At 71.5% G+C, this 20,484-nt stretch carries 18 protein-coding genes; 4 read left to right on the forward strand and 14 right to left on the reverse strand.

Annotated elements, in window-relative coordinates:
• Positions 1-168 precede the first annotated feature (168 nt).
• The 5 genes from ACTH43_RS01430 to ACTH43_RS01450 all read right to left on the reverse strand — a co-directional run bounded on the left by ACTH43_RS01430 (position 169) and on the right by ACTH43_RS01450 (position 6,133).
• Positions 169-852, reverse strand: a complete 684-nt coding sequence (locus tag ACTH43_RS01430) for an HAD family hydrolase (RefSeq protein WP_441443140.1) — start codon at positions 850-852, stop codon at positions 169-171.
• A complete protein-coding gene (locus tag ACTH43_RS01435) occupies positions 849-1,553 on the reverse strand; it encodes an HAD family hydrolase (protein WP_441443141.1) in 705 nt (234 codons plus the stop codon). Before ACTH43_RS01435 ends, ACTH43_RS01430 begins: the two co-directional genes overlap by 4 nt.
• A gap of 287 nt (positions 1,554-1,840) precedes the next feature.
• A complete protein-coding gene (locus ACTH43_RS01440) occupies positions 1,841-3,127 on the reverse strand; it encodes an O-acetylhomoserine aminocarboxypropyltransferase/cysteine synthase family protein (RefSeq protein ID WP_441443142.1) in 1,287 nt (428 codons plus the stop codon).
• 217 nt (positions 3,128-3,344) lie between these two features.
• Complete coding sequence (locus tag ACTH43_RS01445; protein WP_441443143.1) at positions 3,345-5,036, reverse strand: ABC-F family ATP-binding cassette domain-containing protein; 1,692 nt, start codon at positions 5,034-5,036, stop codon at positions 3,345-3,347.
• Between the two features lie 122 nt (positions 5,037-5,158).
• Positions 5,159-6,133: an N-acetylmuramic acid 6-phosphate etherase gene (locus ACTH43_RS01450; RefSeq protein WP_441443144.1), complete on the reverse strand. Its 975-nt coding sequence runs from the start codon at positions 6,131-6,133 to the stop codon at positions 5,159-5,161.
• A 265-nt stretch (positions 6,134-6,398) separates the two neighbouring features.
• Between ACTH43_RS01450 and ACTH43_RS01455 the strand changes: the two genes are divergently transcribed.
• The 4 genes from ACTH43_RS01455 to ACTH43_RS01470 all read left to right on the forward strand — a co-directional run bounded on the left by ACTH43_RS01455 (position 6,399) and on the right by ACTH43_RS01470 (position 10,159).
• Complete coding sequence (locus ACTH43_RS01455; RefSeq protein WP_441443145.1) at positions 6,399-7,556, forward strand: N-acetylglucosamine kinase; 1,158 nt, start codon at positions 6,399-6,401, stop codon at positions 7,554-7,556.
• 31 nt (positions 7,557-7,587) lie between these two features.
• On the forward strand, positions 7,588-8,136 hold the full coding sequence (locus ACTH43_RS01460; RefSeq protein WP_441443146.1) for a hypothetical protein: 549 nt from the start codon (positions 7,588-7,590) through the stop codon (positions 8,134-8,136).
• On the forward strand, positions 8,137-8,553 hold the full coding sequence (locus ACTH43_RS01465) for a DUF1345 domain-containing protein (protein WP_441443147.1): 417 nt from the start codon (positions 8,137-8,139) through the stop codon (positions 8,551-8,553). It abuts the gene before it with no gap.
• Between the two features lie 178 nt (positions 8,554-8,731).
• Positions 8,732-10,159 carry a flavin-containing monooxygenase gene (locus ACTH43_RS01470; RefSeq protein WP_441443148.1) on the forward strand — a complete coding sequence of 476 codons (1,428 nt, stop codon included), beginning with the start codon at positions 8,732-8,734 and terminating at the stop codon, positions 10,157-10,159.
• A 188-nt stretch (positions 10,160-10,347) separates the two neighbouring features.
• On the opposite strand, the gene ACTH43_RS01475 is transcribed toward ACTH43_RS01470, so the two are convergent.
• The 9 genes from ACTH43_RS01475 to ACTH43_RS01515 form a co-directional block, all read right to left on the reverse strand.
• Positions 10,348-12,162, reverse strand: coding sequence for a CopD family protein (locus ACTH43_RS01475; protein WP_441443149.1), 1,815 nt, complete (start codon positions 12,160-12,162; stop codon positions 10,348-10,350).
• Positions 12,159-12,569, reverse strand: coding sequence for a fluoride efflux transporter FluC (locus tag ACTH43_RS01480; protein ID WP_441443150.1), 411 nt, complete (start codon positions 12,567-12,569; stop codon positions 12,159-12,161). Before ACTH43_RS01480 ends, ACTH43_RS01475 begins: the two co-directional genes overlap by 4 nt.
• Complete coding sequence (locus ACTH43_RS01485) at positions 12,566-13,204, reverse strand: fluoride efflux transporter FluC (RefSeq protein WP_441443151.1); 639 nt, start codon at positions 13,202-13,204, stop codon at positions 12,566-12,568. The genes ACTH43_RS01480 and ACTH43_RS01485 overlap by 4 nt, the downstream gene beginning before the upstream one ends.
• A 147-nt stretch (positions 13,205-13,351) precedes the next feature.
• Positions 13,352-14,881, reverse strand: coding sequence for a dihydrolipoamide acetyltransferase family protein (locus tag ACTH43_RS01490; protein ID WP_441443152.1), 1,530 nt, complete (start codon positions 14,879-14,881; stop codon positions 13,352-13,354).
• A 33-nt stretch (positions 14,882-14,914) separates the two neighbouring features.
• Positions 14,915-15,898 carry an alpha-ketoacid dehydrogenase subunit beta gene (locus tag ACTH43_RS01495; RefSeq protein WP_441443153.1) on the reverse strand — a complete coding sequence of 328 codons (984 nt, stop codon included), beginning with the start codon at positions 15,896-15,898 and terminating at the stop codon, positions 14,915-14,917.
• Positions 15,895-17,034, reverse strand: coding sequence for a thiamine pyrophosphate-dependent dehydrogenase E1 component subunit alpha (locus ACTH43_RS01500; RefSeq protein WP_441443203.1), 1,140 nt, complete (start codon positions 17,032-17,034; stop codon positions 15,895-15,897). The genes ACTH43_RS01495 and ACTH43_RS01500 overlap by 4 nt, the downstream gene beginning before the upstream one ends.
• A gap of 139 nt (positions 17,035-17,173) precedes the next feature.
• Entirely contained in the window at positions 17,174-18,751 is a 1,578-nt protein-coding gene (locus ACTH43_RS01505; RefSeq protein ID WP_441443154.1) for a glycoside hydrolase family 3 N-terminal domain-containing protein, read from the reverse strand.
• Positions 18,752-18,874: 123 nt separating this feature from the next.
• The gene (locus tag ACTH43_RS01510) at positions 18,875-19,078 is read right to left on the reverse strand and encodes a hypothetical protein (RefSeq protein ID WP_441443155.1); all 204 of its coding nucleotides are present in this window, start codon (positions 19,076-19,078) and stop codon (positions 18,875-18,877) included.
• Between the two features lie 89 nt (positions 19,079-19,167).
• A complete protein-coding gene (locus ACTH43_RS01515; protein ID WP_441443156.1) occupies positions 19,168-20,460 on the reverse strand; it encodes a Gfo/Idh/MocA family protein in 1,293 nt (430 codons plus the stop codon).
• Positions 20,461-20,484 lie beyond the last annotated feature (24 nt).

Below are 20,484 nucleotides of genomic sequence, written 5' to 3' on the forward strand. Positions count from 1 at the left end.
GGGACCAGTGAACACCGGATCGGCGTCGCAGGTCGAACTCGGGTGACATGCGCGGACATCCGGGCCGCTCTCCCGCGTGCCCGCTCCTGCTGACGACCACGCTGACGACCACGCTGACGATCACGTCGTTCCCACGCCCTGCGAGACGGCCGGAACGGCTCCTTCAGCTCACCAGCTGCGGATCCAGGCCGCGAGGTCGGGGTCGGTCAGCGAGGTCAGCGCCAGATCCGCGGGCGGGGCGTCATAGCCGGGAGCCGGGACCGCGATCAGGCGCAGACCTGCATCGCGCGCGGCCTGCGCCCCGGTCCCCGAGTCCTCGAAGGCGAGCACGTCCGACGGCCCGATGCCGAGGGCACGGGCCGCGGCGGCGTACATGTCCGGAGCGGGCTTGGCGTTCTCGACGGTGTCCGAGGCCTCGAGCACCGCGAACTTCTCGCGCAGCCCGCCGAGGGTCAGCTTGTCCTCCAACGCGGCCAGCCACGAGTTCGAGGCGCATCCCAGCGGCACCTTCTCCCCCGCCAGGCGCAGGATCTCCTCGGCGCCCGCCACGGTGCGGATCCCGGCGGAGAGCTCACGCTCGAACTCGCGGTGGAGATCCGCGAGGACCTCCTGCTCGTCGTGGCCGGAGCGGCGTGAGATCAGCTCGGCGGCAGCCTCGATGGTGGAGCCGTGCAGCACGTCCTCGTCGCCGGCCTGGAGCTGGGCGTCGTGTGCCGCGACGACCAGGTCCTCGGTGCGCTGCCAGACCGATTCGGTGTCCAGCAGCAGTCCGTCGCAGTCGAAGACGACGGCGCGCGGGGTCCAGTCCCCGAATGCCTCCGCGAAACGGGCCGGCACCTCCGCCCCGCTCATCGCCGCAGCTCCCAGCCGGCGATCCAGCCGCTCAGCACCGGGTCGGCCATGGATGCCAGTCGGCGCGGCGCGCGCGGCTCCTGGCCGAGGATCGACGGCACCGCGATCAGCTGCAGGCCGGCCGCCAGCGCGGCCTCCGCACCGGTCTCGGAATCCTCGAAGCCGAGGCAGTCGACGGGGTCGACGCCGAGCGCACGGGCCGCGGCGAGATACATGTCCGGAGCAGGCTTGGGCTCTGCGACGTCGTCGATCGCGATCGAGGTGTCGATGACGTCGGCGATCCCGAGACCGTCGAGCTTGGCGTCGAGCAGATCGCGCGGGGAGTTCGAGGCGACGGCGACCGGGCGCACCGCGGCCATCGCACGCAGCGCCTCGAGCGCACCGGGCAGCGGAGTGAGCCGGTCCCCGACGTGCTCGCGGTGCGCGGAGATCAGCTCCTCGCCGACCAGGAGCGGGTCCTTGTCCACGACGTCCGCGATGGTGAGCACGACCAGCTCGGCGGCGCGGCCGGTGATCGCGCGGCGGGTCTCCGGGTCGAGGGCCGCGCCGTGCCGGGCGAGGTAGTCGTCCTGCAGCGCGACCCACTGGCTCTCGGTGTCCACCAGCAGCCCATCGCAGTCGAAGATCACTCCGCTCGGCGACCAGCGCGGGGGCCACTGGTCCAGCGGGGAGGAAAGAAGTGCAACAGGCTCGAGGGTCATGCCGACCAGGGTATCCACCCATCCTGCACGGCGGTCGAACCGCTCACGCCAGCTGCTCCCGACCAGGCTCCTCCTCACCAGGCTCCTCCCTCACGGTCGCGCAGCATCTCCCCCGCTCCTGACGACCATCCCTCCCCCGCTCCCGACAAGCATCCCCTCTGAACTGTCGCTTCGAGGTGCGCGAGCGACAGCTCAGAGGGGATGGAGGTAGGACCGGCGCCTCACGCGGCGAGGGGCGTGCGCCAGACGACGTGGGCGCGCGTCAGACGACGCGGCACGGGCGCGGGTCAGGCTGCGGCGGCGAGGCCCTGCTCGATGTCGGCGAGGATGTCGTCGATGTGCTCGATGCCCACGCTCAGGCGCACGAAACCGGGCTCGATCCCGGCCGCCCGCTGCTCCTGCTCGGAGAGCTGCGAGTGAGTGGTCGAGGCGGGGTGGATCACCAGCGAGCGCACGTCACCGATGTTCGCGACGTGGGAGTGGAGGGTGAGGGCGTCGACGAAGCGCTTGCCGGCCTCGAGCCCGCCGGGCAGGACGAAGCCGAGCACGCTGCCCGCGCCGCGCGGCAGGTACTTGTCGGCGGTCGCCTTGTAGGGGGACGAGTCCAGGGACGCCCAGGTCACCGGGCCCACGCGATCATCACCTTCAAGGAAGGCGGCGACCTTGTGCGTGTTCTCGAGGTGACGCTCCATGCGCAGGGGCAGCGTCTCCAGACCCTGCCCGATCAGGAAGGCGTTGAACGGGGATACGGCCGGGCCCAGGTCACGCAGCAGATTGGTGCGGGCACGGGTCGCGAACGCGGCCGGCAGGCCGGCGAAGACGAGGCCGTTGTAGGACTCGTCGGGCTCGTTGAACTGGGGGTACTTCTCCGCGTGGGCGGCGAAGTCGAAGCTGTCGCCGTCCACGATCACGCCGGCGATCGAGGTGCCGTGGCCGCCGAGGAACTTGGTCGCCGAGTGCACGACGACATCCGCGCCGTGCTCGAGCGGACGCAGCAGGAAGGGGGTCGCGACGGTGTTGTCCACGATCAGCGGCACCCCGACCTCGTGGGCGACGTCCGCGATCGCGCGCAGGTCCGGGATGTCCTGCTTGGGGTTGGGGATCGACTCGACGAAGAACGCGCGGGTGGTGTCATCCGCGGCGGCGCGCCAGGACTCGGGATCGGTCGGGTCGGCCACCCACTGCGCGGTGATGCCGAGCCGCTTCAGAGTGTGCTTGAAGAGGTTGAACGAGCCGCCGTACAGGCTCGGGGAGACGGCGATGGAGTCGCCGGTGCCGGCGAGGTTCAGGATCGACAGGGTGATCGCGCTCTGCCCGGAGGCGAGCAGCAGCCCGGCCGCGCCACCCTCGAGTGCGGCGATGCGATCCTCGACCGCGCCCTGGGTGGGGTTGTTGATGCGTGAGTAGATGTGGCCGGCCTCGGCGAGTGCGAAGCGGTCCGCGGCAGATTCTGCCGAGGGGAACACGAAGCTCGTGGTCTGGTGGATCGGCAGGGCGCGGGAGCCGGCGTCCGAGTCGGGAGACTGGCCGGCGTGGATGGTCAGGGTCTCGAACTTCTGCGTCTGCTGTGTCATGGCGGTGCTCCTCCTGGGACGGGTGATGGGCGCAGCCTGGCCCGGCAGATGGTTCCGTGCCGAGGAAGATGAACGCGTGTGACATCGCCCCGTCGCTGCCCGACGGAGCCGAGCCGCTGGCGCAGAACGCAGGACCAGAACGCAGGGCGCAGAGCGCAGAACGCAGGACCCAGGACCCAGGACCCAGGACCTAGAGCCCAGGACCCAGGACCCAGGGTCAGGCTCCGAGCTCGAGCCGCTCTCCCTGCCAGCGGCTGCGCAGCCAGCGGTCGTGGGAGGCGATCAGCAGGGTGCCGTCCCAGTCCTCGAGTGCCGCCTCGAGCCGGGTCGCGGTGATCAGAGCGAGATGGTTGGTGGGCTCGTCGAGGACCAGCAGCTCTGGCGGGTCCAGAAGCACCGCGGCGAGCATCACCCGTCGCAGCTGGCCGCGGGAGAGCAGCTCGAGCGGCCGGTCGAGGTCACGAGGATGGACCAGTCCGAACAGTTCGGGGACTGCATCGTCGGCCGTCGCATCCAGCCCTGCGGCCGCGTGCAGATGCTGCCGGACGCTGCGACCCGGAATGGCCTCGTCGTCCTGACCGAGGTGCCCGATCCGCAGGCCCCGGGGCCTGTCCACGGTGCCACCGGTGGGGGCGAGCCGGCCGGCGATGACGTCGAGCAGCGTGGACTTCCCGCTCCCGTTCGCGCCGGTGATCAGCAGCCGCTCCCCCACCGACAGACTGAAGGAGGTGGGGGCGAGGCGGCGGGCGACCTCGACCTCGCTGACCGCAAGCTGCACCGTCCCGCTCTGCGCGCGGCCGGTGGCCTCGGGGAGGTGGGTGAGGTGCAGTTCGGCGGCGGGCTTGCGCACCTGGCTCTCCTCGAGCTGGGCGAGGCGTGCCCGCGATTCCCGGAGCCGGCGGGAGACGACGGTGGCGTTGCGGTCCTCGTAGAACCGCTTCGCCATCTTTCCCTCGGTGCGCGGCGCGGCACCTACGTGTCCGACGGTCTCGGAGTCCTTCACCTCCTGGCGCAGCGCCTTCAGCTCCTCCTGCTCGGTGCGATAGCGATGCTCCCAGCGGTCGCGCGCCTCGAAGCGGGCCAGCAGGTAGTCGCTGAAGCCCCCGGTGTAGACGGTGAGCCCGCCGGGCTCGTCCGCGACCGGCGATTCCGCGGGGTCCAGGTCGAGCTGTGCAGCGGTGGCGTCGTCGAGGAAGGCGCGGTCGTGGCTCGCGATCAGGACCGGTCCGGGGTGCGCGGCGATCGCGCTGGCCAGGAAGGCGGCGCCGTCGTCGTCGAGGTGGTTGGTGGGCTCGTCGAGCAGCCAGGTGGTGGGGCGGGCGATGAGCAGATGGGCGAGCGCCAGGCGCTCCCGCTGGCCGCCGCTGATCCTGCTGATCTCGGTGCTGGGCGCCACCGGGTCCAGGCCCAGGCCGCTCAGCACCTCCTCGGCGCGCCGGTCAGCGTTCCAGACGTCCGCGAGGGTCGCCTCCGCGAGCAGGGCGTCGTATCGGAGCACAGCGTGCGCGGCGAGCTCTCCCCCGTCGGCGGCGAGCGCCTCTCCGGCGGCGACCAGCTCCAGTTCGAGGCGGCGGGAACGCTCGAGGGCATCGGCGACCACGTCGTGCACGGTCGCCGCAGGGCCGAAGGGGAGCTCCTGATGGAGCACGCGGACAGGCCCGGGGGCAATCCTCGTGCCCGCATCGGGGGCGAGCTCTCCGGAGAGGATCCGCAGCAGGGTGGACTTCCCGCTGCCGTTCTCGCCGAGCAGGCCGGTGGGTCGGCCGGCGGGCACCACCAGGCTCACATCGGTGAGGACGCGGCGATCCGGGAAGGAGAAGGAGATCCCGTCGGCCCGCAGATGGAGGGCGGGGTCGCCGGTGGCGGTCGCCATGGCGGAGGGGAAGGGCGTGGTGGGGTGCGCAGGCATGGAGCAGCTCCTCGACGGGGAGGGTCGGTGGACGACGGAGGCTGATCACAGGCGCATGGGAGCACCGTAGACATCCCTTGCGCGGAGGTCCAGGGAATTCTCTGCGCGGCACCCCGCCGCGATCAGCTCCGCTCGTCGAGCGCGGCCACGGCGGAGCGGATCCCGGCCGGATCACCGGCGCGGCGGGCATCGCGCGGGAAACGCTCGAGCACCTCCGCGGCGGCGGCCGGCTCGGCGCCTGCCAGCAGCGCGACCAGTGCCACCCGCACGCTGCCGGCGGCGGCCTCGAGCACCTCGGCGGCGTGCTGCGGCGTAGCCCCGCTGGCCTGCACCAGCATCCGCACCGTGCGCGCCACGAGCTTCGCGTTGGTGGGCCGCACGTCGATCATCAGGTTCCCGAAGGTGGTGCCGAGCCGGACCATGGTCGCGGTGGACAGGGCGTTCAGGGTGAGCTTCTGGGCCGTGCCCGCTTTCATCCGGGTGGAGCCGGTGACGACCTCTGGGCCGACGTCCAGCAGGATCGGGTGATCGGCGAGGGGGGCGAGCGAGGCCTGGGGGTTCGCCGAGATCAGGGCAGTGGGCATCCCGGCGGCGCGTGCCGCCTCCAGTGCGCCGCCGACGAACGGGGTGCGACCGCTCGCGGCCAGGCCGATCACCACATCCCCGGCACGGCATTCGGTGCGCACCAGCTCCGCTCCTGCCTCGGCCGAATCCTCGGCGCCCTCGACCGCGGTGAGGAAGGCGCCGTCGCCGCCTGCCAGATGTGCGGTGATCATCGACGCATCGGCGTTGAAGGTGGGGGCGAGCTCGACGGCATCCAGGACAGCGAGCCGCCCGGAGGTGCCGGCACCGAGGTAGTGGACGGTGCCGCCTGCGGTGATCGCCGCGACGCAGGTTTCGACCAGGGCGGCGATCTGCGCGGCCTGCGCCTGGACTGCCGCGGCGACCGTCGCCTCCTCGGCGAGGATCACGTCGACCATGCCGCGGGCATCGAGCACATCGAGCTCGGAGCTCGCGGGGTTGCGCTCCTCGGTCGGGGAGGCGAGGTCGACGAGGCGGACGTCGAGGAGGCTCGGGTCCGGCTGGGGGGTGCTCACGTCGGTCTCCTGTGGATCGGGGCTGGATGTCAGTGCTGGAAATCCGGGCTGGACGTCAGAGCCAGATGTCGGGGCTGGATGTCGGGGCTGGATGTCAGGGCTGGAGTTGGGGCTGGATGTCCGGGCCAGATGTCGGTGGGGCGATGCCGCTGGACCTTCATCGGTCCTCGGGGCGTCGCTCACCGTGCTGCGGACCAGGGTAGCGAGATGTCGGCGCTCTCCCGTGCGGCCCGCCTACCATGTGAGGTCCAGACGAGGGGAACCGATGAATACGTCCGACGCTGAGCCGGCCTTTGAGCTGCCCACCGTGCCGTCCACCAAGCCGGTCATCGCGCCGTCGGTCGAGCCGGTCGATCGGCCGCCGACGGACGACGTCGCCGCGGCGCAGGCCGGTCACGGCGACATGCTCCCGACGAGGTCCGAGGCTCCGTCGCTGCTGATCGCGGGAGACATCGGCGGGACCAGCTCCCGAGTGGTGCTCGCGCAGAGGGACGGGTCCGTGGTCGCGGAGGCCGAGGGGCCGGGGGCGAACCTTCGTTCTTCGGGAGTCGAGGCCCTGGACAACTTGGTCGAGACGGTCCGCGAGGTCCTGTCCCGGGGGCGCGGGGAGCTGGAGCAGGGCGTCCAGGGACATGACGGTCTGGGACAGGCCGACGGGGTCGCCGCGGTGGCGCTCGGCATCTCCGGTGCAGGGCCGGCTCGGGCACTGGAGGTGCGCAGAGCGGTCGGCGAGCGCCTGACCCAGCTCGGCATCGATCCGGCCCGGGTCCTGATCACGGATGACCTGCACACCGGCTTCCTCGCCGGCGGCGTGGGCGATGACGGGCTGCTGGTGCTGGCCGGGACCGGCGCGGTCGCGGTCCGTTTCCAGGACCGGGAGGCGGTGGCCCGTCGCGACGGGATGGGGTGGCTGCTGGGCGACATCGGCTCCGCGGTCTGGCTGGGGCGCCGCACGCTCGAGGCGGTCGCCGCGGACATCGACGGCCGCGGACCGCGGACTCTGCTGACCGAGGAGGTCGGTGAGCTCCTGGCTCTGGATCTGCGGGAGGGGCTGCTGCCCCCGTCGGCCACCGGCGATCCCCGCCAGGACCTGATCCGTGCCCTCGATGAGCAGCTCCCGGCGGGTGCGCCCGCGGCGCTCGGACGCTTCGCCCGCCTGCCCGGACGGGTCGCGACCGATCCGGTGGCCCGCGAGATCCTCGAGGTCGCGATCGGCCATGTGCTCGAGACCGTGCAGGCGCTGGATCCGCAGGGCGAGCTGCCGGTGGTGCTCGCCGGGTCGGTGCTGGCAGGCCCGGGGCCGATCCGCGAGGCCGTCGAAGCCGGGCTGCGAGCGGAGGGGCGTTCCTTCCGCACCGCCGCTACCGGGTTGCCCGGGGCGCTGCTCCTGGCCCGGGAGCTGGCCGGAGAGCTGCAGTCATGACCGACTCCCCCACCGAGAACAGCCCGAGACCGTGGCTGACCAGCCCGACCACACGGCCGAACAGGCCCTCCAGCCCGACGACACGACCGAACAGACCCACCAGTCCGACGGTGCGGCCGAGCAGACTCACCAAGCCGACGACGGTGCGATCGAACAGACTCGCCAAGCCGACGACGGTGCGGCCGAGCAGTCGCCGAGCGAGCAGTCCCGGAGTGCGGCCGACCGTCCGGTGGTGAGGGAGCGGGTGCGTCCTGCGCGCCGCCGACGGCTCCCTCGGCACCGCCGTTCACTGCGCCGCCGCCTGCTCTCGGAGAACCTGCGGCTGCTGGCATCGAGCGTGCTCTCCCTGGGGATCGGTGCCGTCATCGTGGTGCCACTGGCCTCGTCGCTCCGTGGGGCGGAGACCGCCGAGGTGCAGCTGCCGCTGTTCCTCATGCTGCTGATCATCACTGTGTCGCTGTACTCGCTGACCTTCGCGGGACTGACCCTGTGGGTGCTCACTGCTCAGCCGCACCATCGCCTGGTCGCGGCCGCGCGGCTGCCCCGGGCACGGCGCCACGTGCGCTTCTACCGGTGGTAGATGGGCCGTTCGAGCTCTTTCAGCGAGGTGATGCAGATGCTGCTGATCGCAGTGCTCGCGGCGCTGCTGCTGATCGTCCCTCCGGCGGGGATACCGATCGCCGCGCTGCTCGCGCTGACGGCAGGTGCCGTGGTGACGGCCTGGATCGGTGCGGTGATGACCTTCGCGGTCGAATACGCCGCCGAGGACTCCCACGCCACCGCCTTCTCCCTCCCGGGGACCACCGGCAAGGACCGGGGCATCGCCGAGTACGTGTACGGGGCGGTGCTGATCCAGGCGTCCTCCGGCGCCGGGGACCTCACGCCGCTGACCGCCTCGGCCCGTCGCCTGGTGCGGAACCACGTGATCCTCGCGCACGTCACCAGCACCATCATCGTCACGCTCGGTGTCTCTGCGGTGGTCACCGCGGTGACCTGAGCCGCGGACTGCTCGTCGGCGCCCGCGGTGACGTCCCGTCGATCACGCTCGCGCCGTTGCGGCATCCCGCGGCGGGCTCGGCGATTAGGATGGCCAGCGTCCGCCCGCTGCTGAGCCGGGTGTCCGGAATCCGCACCGGGCACCGCGCGCCGCCCGACTCGGAAGAAGGCTCCTCTCGATGCCCGATCTCCACGACCAGATCCCCACCCGCGAGAAGGTGCTGATCATCGGCGCCGGCCCCGCCGGTCTCGCCGCCGCCGCAGCGCTGAAGGCGCTCGAGGTGCCCTTCGACCTGGTGGACCGTGCCAAGCACGTCGGCGGGATCTGGGACCCGGAGCGCGAGGACTCCCCGGTGTGGCCCACGATGGAGATGATCTCCTCGCGCGAGCACACCCAGTACGAGGACATGCTGCAGCCGGTCTCCTTCCCGGAGTTCCTCTCACCCACCCAGATGTCGAAGTACCTGCGCGCCTACGCCGCCCGGCACGACCTCACCGAGCATTTCCGACCCCGCACCGCGGTGCGTTCCGCCCGCCCCTTCGAGGAGGGGGTGTGGCAGGTGGAGCTGTCCACTGGCGAGATCGGGATCTACCGCGCGGTGATCTCGGCACACGGCATCTCCGAGCGTCCCCACCGTCCCGACTGGGCGCAGACCGTCCCGGCGACGGTGCGGGTGATCCACTCCAAGGACTGGAACGGGGCCGACGGGCTCGAGGGCCAGCGGGTGCTGGTGGTCGGCTCGGGCCAGTCCGCCGCCGATATCGCGGTCGACGCCGCCCGGCGCGCCCTCGAGGTGCGCTGGTCGATGCGCACCGGCCACTGGGTGGTGCCGCGCCGCATCGCCGGGACCCCCGGTGACGTGGCCGCCTCCCGCGAGCCCGCCGCGCTCGGAGGGCTCAACGCGAAGATTGCCGAGACGCTGATCCGCCGTACCGTCGGCGACCCCGCCTCCATGGGCCTGCCCGCCCCGGTGGCGCCCCTGCTCGAGGATGCTGTGATCGTCTCCGACGATGTGCTGGACCGGGTGCGTGAAGGGCGGATCACCCCTGCCGGGGAAGTCACCGGGATCGATGCCGAGGGCATCGTCACCCATCTCGGCACCGGATCCCATGCCGGGCATCAGAGCTTCGCCCCGGATCTGATCGTGCTCGCCACCGGATACGAGTCCGGTGCCGATCATCTCCCCCAGGACGTGGTGCCGCGCACCGCCGACGGCGACCTCGATCTGTTCCTGGGCGCCTTCGCCCGTGGCCGCGACGACCTGGTGATCCTGGGCCAGCAGCGAGTTGCGGGTGGGGTGCTGCCGATCCTGGTCGAGCAGGCCGATATCGCCGCATACATGATGGCTGCGACCCGCGACGGCTCCTCGTCCTCTGCGGTCGAGCAGTTCCGTCGCCTGCGCGCCGGTGCCGAATCCGCGGTCCCGGTCACCCACCCGCGCGCCGGGAGCGGGCTGCTGGGCCGGCTCGGCAGCGTGGTCGGCGCGAACCGCGTCACGATCCGCAGCGCAGCCTCGACGCACGAGACCGGCGAGAAGCTGGTTCCGGCAGCGGACCGCGACACCCTGCTGGCGCGGCTGAGGTCAGTGCGGGGCCTGTTCGCCTGATCTCGACCTCGCCAGGCCCGTCGGCCCACTGGACCGACGGGCCTGTCATGCATCACGGCCGTCAGGCAGCAGCGCGGTCACGCAGCAGGACCGTCATGCAGCACGCCCGTCGGGCAGCGGGGCCGTCGGGCCATCGCTCTCCAGGGCCCGGCTGCCGCCAGGCCGTCACGAGGCTCGCCGACGCCGCCTCAGGCGGCAGGATCTGAGCGGCGCCGACGCGGCACCATCACGATCACCGCGGCGACCGCCACCACCACCAGCACCGCGATGCCCGCGCGCTGCTGATCCGCGAGCGCATCAGCCCACCAGGTGCGGCCCGTGGCTCCGAACCAGCTCGCCGCCAGCAATGAGTCGGTCAGCAGCAGCGCGACCCCGGTGCCGAGACCCAGCAGCAGCGGAGCCCCGCGCAGCAGCAGGCGCTGCCAGGGCCGAACCGTGACGGGCACAGCCCGGACGGCGAGCGCGGTGAGCACTCCTCCGGCCAGTGCCAGCATCTGCAGCGCCAGATGCGCGGCATGCCCGTCCAGCGCGAGCCGGAGGAACGGGCTGACGTAGCCGAGGATCAGCAGCAACGGGCCGGCCAGGGCCAGCAGCATCCCCACCCACCAGCGGTCCTCGACCAGTGCCCGCAGACGCTGCGGAACGGCCCCGACGCTGCCCAGCAGCGTCCCGGCCAGAACCATCAGCAGCACATGCTGCAGCACGTGGGCGGAGACCAGCACCTTGCCATAGACGTTCAACGGTCCGCTGGTCATCAGCACCAGCACCATTGCGCCCAGCAGCAGGCGGAGGCTCTGTGTGCGCGGACGACGGGGCGCCCGGGGCCGCCACCACACCAGCGCCAGCGCGCAGGCCAGCGCCATCCCGAAGGGATCAGGCCGCCAGGCGGTGAGCACGCTGGACACCTCCGGCATCGCCGGCAGCGGGTAGCCGGTGAGCACCCCGGCGGTGCCCCCGGGCGGAGTCCCCGCCTCGGCGGGTGGTGGGGAGGAGCTCATCGCGGCGGCGAGTGCCACAGCGAGTCCCATCAGTGCGAGCTCTAGCACGGCGAGGCGCCGGTAGGTGGCTCGTGCGTGCTTGCCCGCATCCTTCGAGACGGCGCCCCGGGCAGCATCCGGGGCTGTGCCGAAGCCCTCGGCGATCTGTCGGCGCTGCAGGACCCCGAGGCCGCCGAGCAGGAGCAGCAGGACGGCCTTGGCGACCCCCAGCTGCACATACGGGCTGGTGAGGATCTCCCCGGGATGGTTCATCCTCACCGCGAGCGCCCACACCCCGCTCAGGGCGAGCGCCACCCAGCAGATGAGCGCCAGGTGCGAGTAGCCGCGCACCACGGCCCCGTCATCGCGTCCGCGGTCCGGGAGGAGCTGCAGCACGGCCAGCCCTCCCAGCCAGATCCCTACAGCGAGCAGGTGGATGAGCATGGTCGAGGTGCCCACCTCGTGGGTCTCGTCGCCGGCTGCGTGGCCCGTCATCGCAGCGCAGAAGGAGATCAGTCCGGCCAGCACCGCGACCGTGCGTGCGATGCGGACGGAGCTGCCGAGCACCGCGACGGTGGTGGTGGCCGCGGCGACAACCAGAGCCGTCAGCAGCCAGATCCCCAGATCGGTGGCGACGAAGACACCGAGATCGGACCCGAAGCGCGGCGAGCCGACGGGCTGCCCGGTCGCGACCGCATAGGAGAAGGCGAGGGAGGCTCCCCGGGCGAGGGTGGTGATCGCGGCGGCCACTCCCACCACGATCAGCACCCGGGCACGGTCCGCCTCATCACGCAGCAGCCAGCCGGCGATCACCGCACCGCCGAGGGTGAGGGCTGCGGCGAGGTCGGCGAGAGTCGCCGCGACCGGTGCGCCGTGGCGGGCGATCGGCCCGGCATCCAGCAGCACCAGGTTGCCGCCGCCCGCAGCATCGGCGGCGAGCACCGACAACCCGGCGAGCAGGGCGAAGACGGCCCCGAGGATCACGATCAGCATGGGCCGCGAACGCTGCGCGACAGACGTGCTCATGACGCGATCACCAACCCCAGCCACAGCGCCGCCATCCCGCCGCCGGCGCTCAGCATCAGATAGGCCAGGGCCAGGGAGAAGGTGGTGTGGCGCACCAGCTCGACGATGTCGAAGGCCGCGGTGGAGAGGGTGGACAGGCCGCCGCAGAAACCGACCGCCAGCAGCAGGTAGACGAACTCGCCGGTCCCTGTCGCGGAGCCGAACCTCGCCACCACGATCCCGATCAAGAAGCATGCGATGAGATTGGCGCCGAAGGTGGACCAGGGGCGCAGCCGCTCGCTGCCGCCAGCGGAGCGCGCTGCGGCCACGGCCGTGATGAGCTCTCGCAGACCCCACCGTGCGACGGCCCCGAGTCCGCTGCCGATCCCCACCAGCAGCGCGGCCAGCAGATACATCCCCGCGCTCATGCCCGGCCCTCCGCATCAGCATCGCGAGGGGCGACATCACGGGGCCCAGCATCACGGGCCGCTGCATCACGGGACTCAACATCACGGAGCGAGGCTTCACGAGGTGCGGCGAAGCGCCGACCGAGGATCAGTCCCACGATCAGGCCGCCGAGGCACAGCAGCACCGTCGCCGCCCCGTAGGCGAGGGCCAGCAGCGGGAAGTCGGCGCCGATCATCGCCGACCCTTCGAGCACCACGGCAGAGAAGGTCGTGAAGCCCCCGCACAGGCCGGTGCCCAGCAGCGGCTGCATCCAGGACCTCCCCGACCGCACCTCGAGCGCGCCGTTGAGCCCGCCGAGCGCGAGGCAGCCGAGCAGATTCACCCAGAACGTCGCCCAGGGCACCTCGACCAGCGTGGGAGTGGTGACCGTCGGGGCTAACGCCGACAGTGCGAATCGCAGCATTCCTCCGAGCGCACCACCTGCCGCGACCAGCAGCGCGGTCTGCCACCAGGTCAGTGGAGCGCGAACCGGCCCGGAGCCCAGCGTCTCGGAATCGATGACGTCCTCGAGGTGCACGGCGGCCATCTCGACCGTGTGCATCCTCGGGTCATCGCGACGCGGGGTGCGGGGCGCGGGAGAGGGGCTCGAGGTCACCGACACAGCGTACCGACGACTGCGCCGCCGCTGACCGCTCCCGCCGCCGAGGCGCTCAACCCCACACCTTCAGGTCGAGCTCCTCCCGCTCCGCCTCCACCGCCGACTCGCACGCTCGCCGACGGCTCCAGCTGCGCAGTTCGTCGCTCAACCCCACACAAGCCCCAGGGAGGGGTCCTCCAGCACTGCGGAGACGTCGCGGAGCAGCTCCGCGCCCAGGGCGCCGTCTATCAGGCGGTGGTCGAAGCTGAGTGACAGCGTGGCGACCTGGCGCGGCACGATCTGCCCGTCCACCACCCATGCCTTCTCCTTGATCGCGCCCACCCCGAGGATCGCGGACTCCCCCGGGTTCAGGATCGGGGTGCCGGAGTCGATGTCGAACACGCCGTAGTTGGTGACCGTGATGGTGCCGTCGCGGGTGTCGCGCAGCGAGGTGCGGCCGGCGCGAGCGGTGCGAGCGAGCTCGCTGATGCCCTCGGCCAGCTCCCGCAGGGTCATCAGATGCGCGTCCTTGAGGTTCGGCACGATCAGTCCGCGGGGCGTCGCCGCAGCGATGCCGAGGTTCACGTAGTGCTTGTAGACGATCTCCTGGGCGGCCTCGTCCCAGGAAGCATTGACCTCGGGGTTGCGACGGATCGCGACCAGCAGCGCCTTCGCGATCACGGCGAGGGGGCTGATCTTGACGTCGGCCCACTCGCGGGAGGCGCGCAGCTGGGTGACGATCTGCACTGCGTGGGTCATGTCGATCTCGTTGAAGACCGTCACATGGGGTGCGGTGAAGGCCGAGGCCACCATCGCCTCCGCCGTGCGCTTGCGCACCGAGCGGATCGGCACCCGCGTGGTGCGATCGTCGCTCGTGACACCCGAGAACGGCTGGTCGCGCGTGGACTTCATCGCGCCGCCGAGACCTTCCGGGGCCTGCGGGGACTCCTCGGGGAAGTAGTCTCCGTCGGTCTCGCCGCCATATGAGCGCTGCTGCGCGTTCAGCACGTCCTGGCGGGTGACGGTCCCCTCGGGCCCGGTGGCGAGCACCTCGTGCAGCGCGACGCCGAGATCACGGGCGAGCTTGCGCACGGGCGGCTTGGCCAGGATGCGGCCGATCGGCACCTGCTGGCCGTCATCGGACTGGGCCGGTTCGGCGAGCCGGCGCCGGCGGCGCTGCGGGGCGGCCTGTGCGCCATAGCCGACCAGGTTCTTCGGCTCCTCCGTCGCAGCGGCTGACGCAGCAGAGGAGGCGGACGTGGACTGCGCGGCGAGCTCCTCGGCCGACGGGTCCGCCTCGGGCTGTGCAGAGTTCGACTGCACGGAGTTCGACTGCGCAGAGCTTCGCTGCGCGGCGGCGGGCTGAGCCTCATCACCGGGCTGCGGCGCAGCAGCGGGCGCCGCGCCGCCGGCGGTGTCGACCTGGATCAGCCCGGCACCCACTGGCACCTCGTCGCCGACCTTGACGAGGATCGCGACGACGGTGCCGGCGACATGGGTGGACAGCTCGACGGCGCTCTTGGCGGTCTCGACCTCGACCACCGCGGCGTTGATCTCGACGCGATCGCCCACGGCGACCTTGATCTCCAGGATCTCGGCCTCGGTGAGGCCTTCCCCGGGGTCGTTGAGCGGGATCGTCACGATCGAGCTCGCGCCGGAAGTTCCGGCGGAGCCTGCAGAGGTGGCGGCATTCATGGTCGTGATCCTTTCACGCGCGAGGCGCTTCCGTCAGTGCTCGAGCAGGCGGTCCACGCCGTCGAGCACCCGGTCGAGGTCGGGAAGGTAGGCATGCTCCATCCGCGAGGGCGGGTAGGGCAGGTGGTAGCCGCCGACGCGGAGCACCGGGGCTTCGAGGTGGTAGAAGCACTCCTCGGAGATCCGGGCCGCGATCTCCCCGCCGAGGCCGCCGAGCACCGGGGCCTCGTGGGTGATCAGCAGGTGGCCGGTGCGCTTCACCGAGGCGACGATGGTCGGGTAGTCGATGGGTGCCAGCGAGCGGGCGTCGATGACCTCCAGGTCGATGCCGTCCTCGGCGGCGGCCTCCGCGCTCTCGAGCGCCAGCGGCATGCTCGGTCCCCAGGCCAGCAGCGTGGCGTCGGTTCCGGGTCGCACCACCGCAGCCTCCCACGGGGACAGCTCAGGACGGTGGTCGGGATCCACATCGCCCTTGACCCAGTACCGCTTCTTGGGCTCGAAGATGATGACCGGGTCCTCGCACTCGATGGCCTGGCGGGTCATCCAGTAGGCGTCCTGCGCGGTCGCAGGAGCCAGGATCCGCAGGCCCGCGGTGTGCGCGAACAGCGCCTCCGGGCTCTCGGAGTGATGCTCGATCGCACCGATCCCGCCTCCGTGGGGGATCCGGATCACGATCGGCATGTGCACCGCACCGGCGGTGCGGTTGTGCATCTTCGCGACCTGGGTGGTGATCTGGTTGAAGGCGGGGAACACGAAGCCGTCGAACTGGATCTCGACCACGGGCCGGTAGCCGCGCACGGCCAGGCCCACAGAGGTGCCCACGATGCCGGCCTCGGCAAGCGGAGTGTCCACCACGCGCTGGGAGCCGAATTCGGCGTGCAGGCCGTCGGTGACTCGGAAGACGCCGCCGAGCACGCCGATGTCCTCGCCCATCAGCAGGACCTTGTCGTCCGCGGCCATCGCGTCGCGCAGCCCGGCGGTGATCGCCTTCGCGATCGGGAGGTTGGTGCTGCTCATGCGTGCGTCCCGTTCTGCTCGTCGCTCTCGTCGGCGGCGTCGTTCTCGTCTTCGAACTGGGCGACGTACTCGAGGTACTGCTCCCGTTCGGCCTCGACGATCGGATGGGGCTCGGCGTAGGCATGGGTGAACATGCCCACCGGGTCCGGGTCCGCCATGCCGTGGATGTGGTGGTGCAGCTGCATGGCGAGGTCGTGCGCCTCCTCCTCGCAGCGAGCGATGTACGCCTCGTCGATCTCGCCGATCTGCTCGAGGTGGCGGCGCAGGCGCAGGATCGGATCCTTCTCGGCCCATTCCTCCTCCTCGGAGGAGGGGCGGTAGCGGGAGGCGTCATCGCTGGTGGTGTGGGAGGCCATGCGGTAGGTGAGGGCTTCGACGAACACGGGGCCCTTACCCGCCCGTGCGGAGTCCAGTGCGATGCGCACGGCGCCGAGCACGGCGAGCACGTCGTTGCCGTCCACTCGCACCGAGGGGATCCCCCAGCCGCGGGAGCGCTGGGCGAGCGGGACCCGGGACTGCACCGAGGTGGGCACGGAGATCGCCCACTGGTTGTTCTGGGTGTAGAACACGACCGGCGCCTGGAAGGAGGCGGCGAAGGTGAAGGCCTCCGAGACCTCTCCCTCGCTCGAGGCGCCGTCGCCGAACAGGGCGAGGACGGCGGTGTCGGTCTCCGGCTGGCCGGTGCCCACCACCCCATCGCGCTGCAGCCCCATCGCATAGCCGACGGCGTGCGGGGCCTGCGAGCCGAGCACGATCATGTAGGGGTGGGTGCGCAGCTCATTGGGGTCCCAACCGCCGTGGCTGACCCCGCGGAAGGACTCCAGCAGGCGCCAGGGTTCGATCCCGCGCGCCCAGGCGATGCCGTGCTCACGGTAGGTGGGCACCAGGTAGTCCTGCTCGCGGGAGGCGTGGCCGGCACCGATCTGGGCTGCTTCCTGGCCGAGCGCGCTGGCCCACAGCCCTAGCTGTCCCTGGCGCTGCAGGCTGGTCGCCTCGACATCCGCCGCGCGGATCATCACCATGTCGCGGTAGTAGCCGCGCAGTCGCTCGGGGGTGGCCAGGCCGCTCTCCTCGAGCACGGCGTCGAGCTCGTCGTGCGGGGTGCGGGTGCCGTCGGCCGCGAGGAGCTGGACCATCGGCTCCTCAGCCGCGACATCAGGGATCGTGGAACGGAAGACACTCACCCGGGTAGCGTAACTTACGGGACCGTAAGGTCAAGGGAGCCGCCTCCGGTTCGGCGCGCTTCTCGCCCGTGCAGCGCCCCTCCATGCAGCATCATCGCGGTCCGCCGAGCATCAGGTCGACCGCGGCGCGCATCATGGTGCGGCCGCCGCCGTGGGCGAGCACGAGGCGGCGGTGGTCCGGGGCGGCATCGGGCACTCCGGTGTGGACCACGATCGCCTCGGGGTTCCGGGCGAGCAGGGCGGCCAGGCGCTGCCCCTCCTCGGGGTCGCTGCGCGGCAGCCGGGTGATCACGAGCAGCTGGGCGGCGGCGCTCTGCAGGCCCTTCTGGCCGACCTGGCCGGGCGGGCCGGGATAGTCGGGCGGGCCGGGATAGTCGGGCGGGCCGGGCTGGTCGGGATAGTCGGGCTCTGCGGCCTGCACCCCGCGCTCGCGGAGCGCGTCGACGAGCTGCTGGGAGCGGGCGCCGGAGGCGTGCTGGGAACGGACGCGCAGGTCGACCACCATGGCGGGGTCCAGCGTGAGGGAGGCGTGGCGGGCCCGGACCGCGCGGGCTGCCGCCTCGGCGCCGAGGAGCTCGGCGCGACGCAGCGCATCCTCGAGCGCCGGGGCGGGCACGAAACGGCGCCGGACGCGCAGGGAGTGCAGGCGGGAGCGGGTGCGCGCGGCCCGGGCGCGCAGCGTCTCCCGGGGGAGCCGGCCGCTGTCGATCGCGTCCAGCAGGGCGTCGTGGGCCTCACGGAGCATCAGTTGGTCATCACGGCGCAGAGAGGTGCCCAGGCACAGCAGGTCCGCGCCGGCCTCGACCGCCTGCACCACGGACTCGCCGTAGCCGGGATCCGTGGCGACAGCCGCCATGTCCAGTGCGTCGGTGATCACGAGGCCCTGGTAGGTGCCGCCCACAGCTTGGTCCAGCAGCGGCCGCGACCAGGGGGAGATCGAGGCGGGGCCGACTCCATAGGCGGGGACCAGCACATGCGCGGTCATGATGCTGTCGAGCCAGGGCGCGATCCCCCAGGGGGCGAGGTGCTCGCGCTCGAACTGTCGGGCATCGAGATCGATCAGCGGCAGGGCGGTGTGGGAGTCGGTGGCGGTGGCGCCGTGGCCGGGGAAGTGCTTGGCGCAGGTGCCGAGCCCCGCCTCCATCAGCCCGGTCGCGAAGGCCTTGGCATGGGCGGCGACCCGGTCGGGATCATCGCCGAAGGCGCGGGTGCCGATCACCGGGTTCGCCGGGTCGGTGGAGACGTCCAGCACGGGAGCGAGGTCGAGGTCCAGGTCGCAGGCGGCGAGCAGGTCCCCGAGCGCCTTGCCGACCTCCCGGGTCAGCTCGATGTCGTCCACCTCCCCGAGCGCCCAGGCGGTCGGGAGGGAGGAGCCGGTGAGCGCCTGGAGGCGGGTGACGTCCCCGCCCTCCTCGTCGATCGCGACCACACACTCCTCGGCACGCTCATGCACTGCACGGGCGAGGCGCCCGGCGGTGCCGGCGTCAGGGGTGTTGTGGCCGAACAGGATCACCGAGGTCAGGCCCGCATCCAGCGCCGCACCTATCCATTGCGGCAGCGTCGTGCCAGTGAAGGGCGCCATCAGCACGCCAAGCGCGTCGGGATCCCAGGCGCCGACATCCACGGTGCCGAGATCCGCGACGTCGGCATCCCACGAGGCACGTTCCATGCCTCAGCCTTTCACAGCGCCGGCGGTCATGCCCTGGGCGAGGTTGCGCTGGACCAGCACGAAGAAGATCACGACCGGCAGGGTGATGATGGACGGTCTACTTCGAGCTGTCCTGTATGAAGGTCAGCGCGAGGATGAACTCGTTCCGCACACCTCCGCATCCCACCTCCGAAGGACGCCTGGCCAGGTGATCTGGTGGCGTGAGAGGTCGAGGTCCCACCGGTACTTCCCGAGAGCGTCGGTGAGGGCCTCGTCGAGCGCCTCCTGGCGCTCCAGGGCGTAGAGAATCGTGTGCTGGGCTGCCTTGCGGAAATCGGGAGAGATCATGCCCTGAACTCTAGGGTCCCGCGGGCCGGGAACTCCAGGGTGCGGGCGGGCCGAGAAGGGGTTCCCTCGCGCGGCCCGCCCGCCACGGCTCACTCGGCGGCTGATCCCTTGGCCGCCTCCTGCGCCGCGTAGAGCGCCTCGAGGTCGATCGGCTCCTGGTCCTTATCGAGGTCCTGGACCGGCAGGGGGCAGTCCCCGAGGTCCTGGATCACGAGCCGCTCGCCAGCCTGGTTCATCGACTGATGGGCGATGACCCCGGGCAGCGTGTAGCGGGCCGCCTGCCAGGCGTTGACCATCGGCTGCATGCCGTCGACCACGGCGCGGGCGAAGTCGTCGACCAGGAAGTGGTGGGCGCCCTCGTGTCCGTTGGGCATTCCCTGGAACTCCTTGGGCAGGCGCTCCTGGTGGTGGGCGGGAGCGGCACCCGCGACGAAGGCGTCGCGCAGGGCCGGGGAGACGTCCGCCAGGCGCGGGTCGTCCAGGCTCATGGTCGCACCGGTGGCGATCTGCCCGGTCACCTCCAGCACGCGCTTCTTGTCGTGCCAGTAGGTGACGTCGATGGTCTCCTCGAAGGAGGATTCCTCGCCGAAGAAGCGGAAGCGGGATTCGCGCTTGTGGCTGGGGTAGCCCACGCGGCGCAGCTCGTTGGTGCGGAAGGCGCCCCCGTTGTCCATGCCGAACAGGGCGAAGGCGTTGCTGACGTCGTTGCCGAACATCGAGACGTCCTTGTCGAACACGCCGTCCCCGCGGGTGTCGGGGCGGCCCAGCGCCGAGACGGACACGGCATGCCGCTCCCCCAGCACGCCGAGGATGCCGCCGATGGAGTGGGTCGGGTACAGCAGCGGCGGGTAGGACGCGGTGGACTTCCAGTTCTCGCCGCCGGAGTACTTGTAGGCGTCGTAGAAGCCGAGGTCCATGTCGTGGACGTAGTCACCCTCGGCGTAGAACACCTCGCCGAAGGCGCCGGAGCGGTGGATGCGGCGGGCCAGCACCACGGCGGCGTTGTACTGGCTGGTCTCGCCCATCATGTAGACGAGCCCCGTGCGCTGCACCTCCTCGGTGATCGCCCGGATCTCCTCCTCCTTGATCGCCATCGGCACCGCGGAGTAGACGTGCTTGCCGGCCCGCAGTGCGGCCAGGGCGTGCTCGCCGTGGGTCCAGCGCTGGGTGAAGATCGCGACCGCGTCGACGTCGGAGGCCAGCAGATCCTCGAGGGTGTCGAATCGCTTGTCGAACGCGACGCCCCGAGCTTCGAGGGCGTCGATCCGCTCGGGCACGGCGTCGACGGCGTAGAGCGCGTCGATCTCGGGATGGGCGGCGAAGAGCTCCGCGAAGTGGGAGCCGAACTGACCGATTCCGACGATGCCCAGCGTGAACGACATTGTTTCTCCTTGAAAGTAAGTGAT

It is taken from the genome of Brachybacterium sp. (assembly GCF_052095815.1).
GTDB lineage: Bacteria > Actinomycetota > Actinomycetes > Actinomycetales > Dermabacteraceae > Brachybacterium.

What these genes read in the sequence shown, in the direction of transcription:
- ACTH43_RS01430 (WP_441443140.1), bottom strand. Translation starts at nt 852, where the DNA reads ATGAGCGGGGCGGAGGTGCCGGCCCGTTTCGCGGAGGCATTCGGGGAC.
- ACTH43_RS01435 (WP_441443141.1), bottom strand. Translation starts at nt 1,553, where the DNA reads ATGACCCTCGAGCCTGTTGCACTTCTTTCCTCCCCGCTGGACCAGTGG.
- ACTH43_RS01440 (WP_441443142.1), bottom strand. Translation starts at nt 3,127, where the DNA reads ATGACACAGCAGACGCAGAAGTTCGAGACCCTGACCATCCACGCCGGC.
- ACTH43_RS01445 (WP_441443143.1), bottom strand. Translation starts at nt 5,036, where the DNA reads ATGCCTGCGCACCCCACCACGCCCTTCCCCTCCGCCATGGCGACCGCC.
- ACTH43_RS01455 (WP_441443145.1), top strand. Translation starts at nt 6,399, where the DNA reads ATGAATACGTCCGACGCTGAGCCGGCCTTTGAGCTGCCCACCGTGCCG.
- ACTH43_RS01465 (WP_441443147.1), top strand. Translation starts at nt 8,137, where the DNA reads ATGGGCCGTTCGAGCTCTTTCAGCGAGGTGATGCAGATGCTGCTGATC.
- ACTH43_RS01470 (WP_441443148.1), top strand. Translation starts at nt 8,732, where the DNA reads ATGCCCGATCTCCACGACCAGATCCCCACCCGCGAGAAGGTGCTGATC.
- ACTH43_RS01475 (WP_441443149.1), bottom strand. Translation starts at nt 12,162, where the DNA reads ATGAGCACGTCTGTCGCGCAGCGTTCGCGGCCCATGCTGATCGTGATC.
- ACTH43_RS01480 (WP_441443150.1), bottom strand. Translation starts at nt 12,569, where the DNA reads ATGAGCGCGGGGATGTATCTGCTGGCCGCGCTGCTGGTGGGGATCGGC.
- ACTH43_RS01490 (WP_441443152.1), bottom strand. Translation starts at nt 14,881, where the DNA reads ATGAATGCCGCCACCTCTGCAGGCTCCGCCGGAACTTCCGGCGCGAGC.
- ACTH43_RS01495 (WP_441443153.1), bottom strand. Translation starts at nt 15,898, where the DNA reads ATGAGCAGCACCAACCTCCCGATCGCGAAGGCGATCACCGCCGGGCTG.
- ACTH43_RS01500 (WP_441443203.1), bottom strand. Translation starts at nt 17,034, where the DNA reads ATGGTCCAGCTCCTCGCGGCCGACGGCACCCGCACCCCGCACGACGAG.
- ACTH43_RS01505 (WP_441443154.1), bottom strand. Translation starts at nt 18,751, where the DNA reads ATGGAACGTGCCTCGTGGGATGCCGACGTCGCGGATCTCGGCACCGTG.
- ACTH43_RS01510 (WP_441443155.1), bottom strand. Translation starts at nt 19,078, where the DNA reads ATGATCTCTCCCGATTTCCGCAAGGCAGCCCAGCACACGATTCTCTAC.
- ACTH43_RS01515 (WP_441443156.1), bottom strand. Translation starts at nt 20,460, where the DNA reads ATGTCGTTCACGCTGGGCATCGTCGGAATCGGTCAGTTCGGCTCCCAC.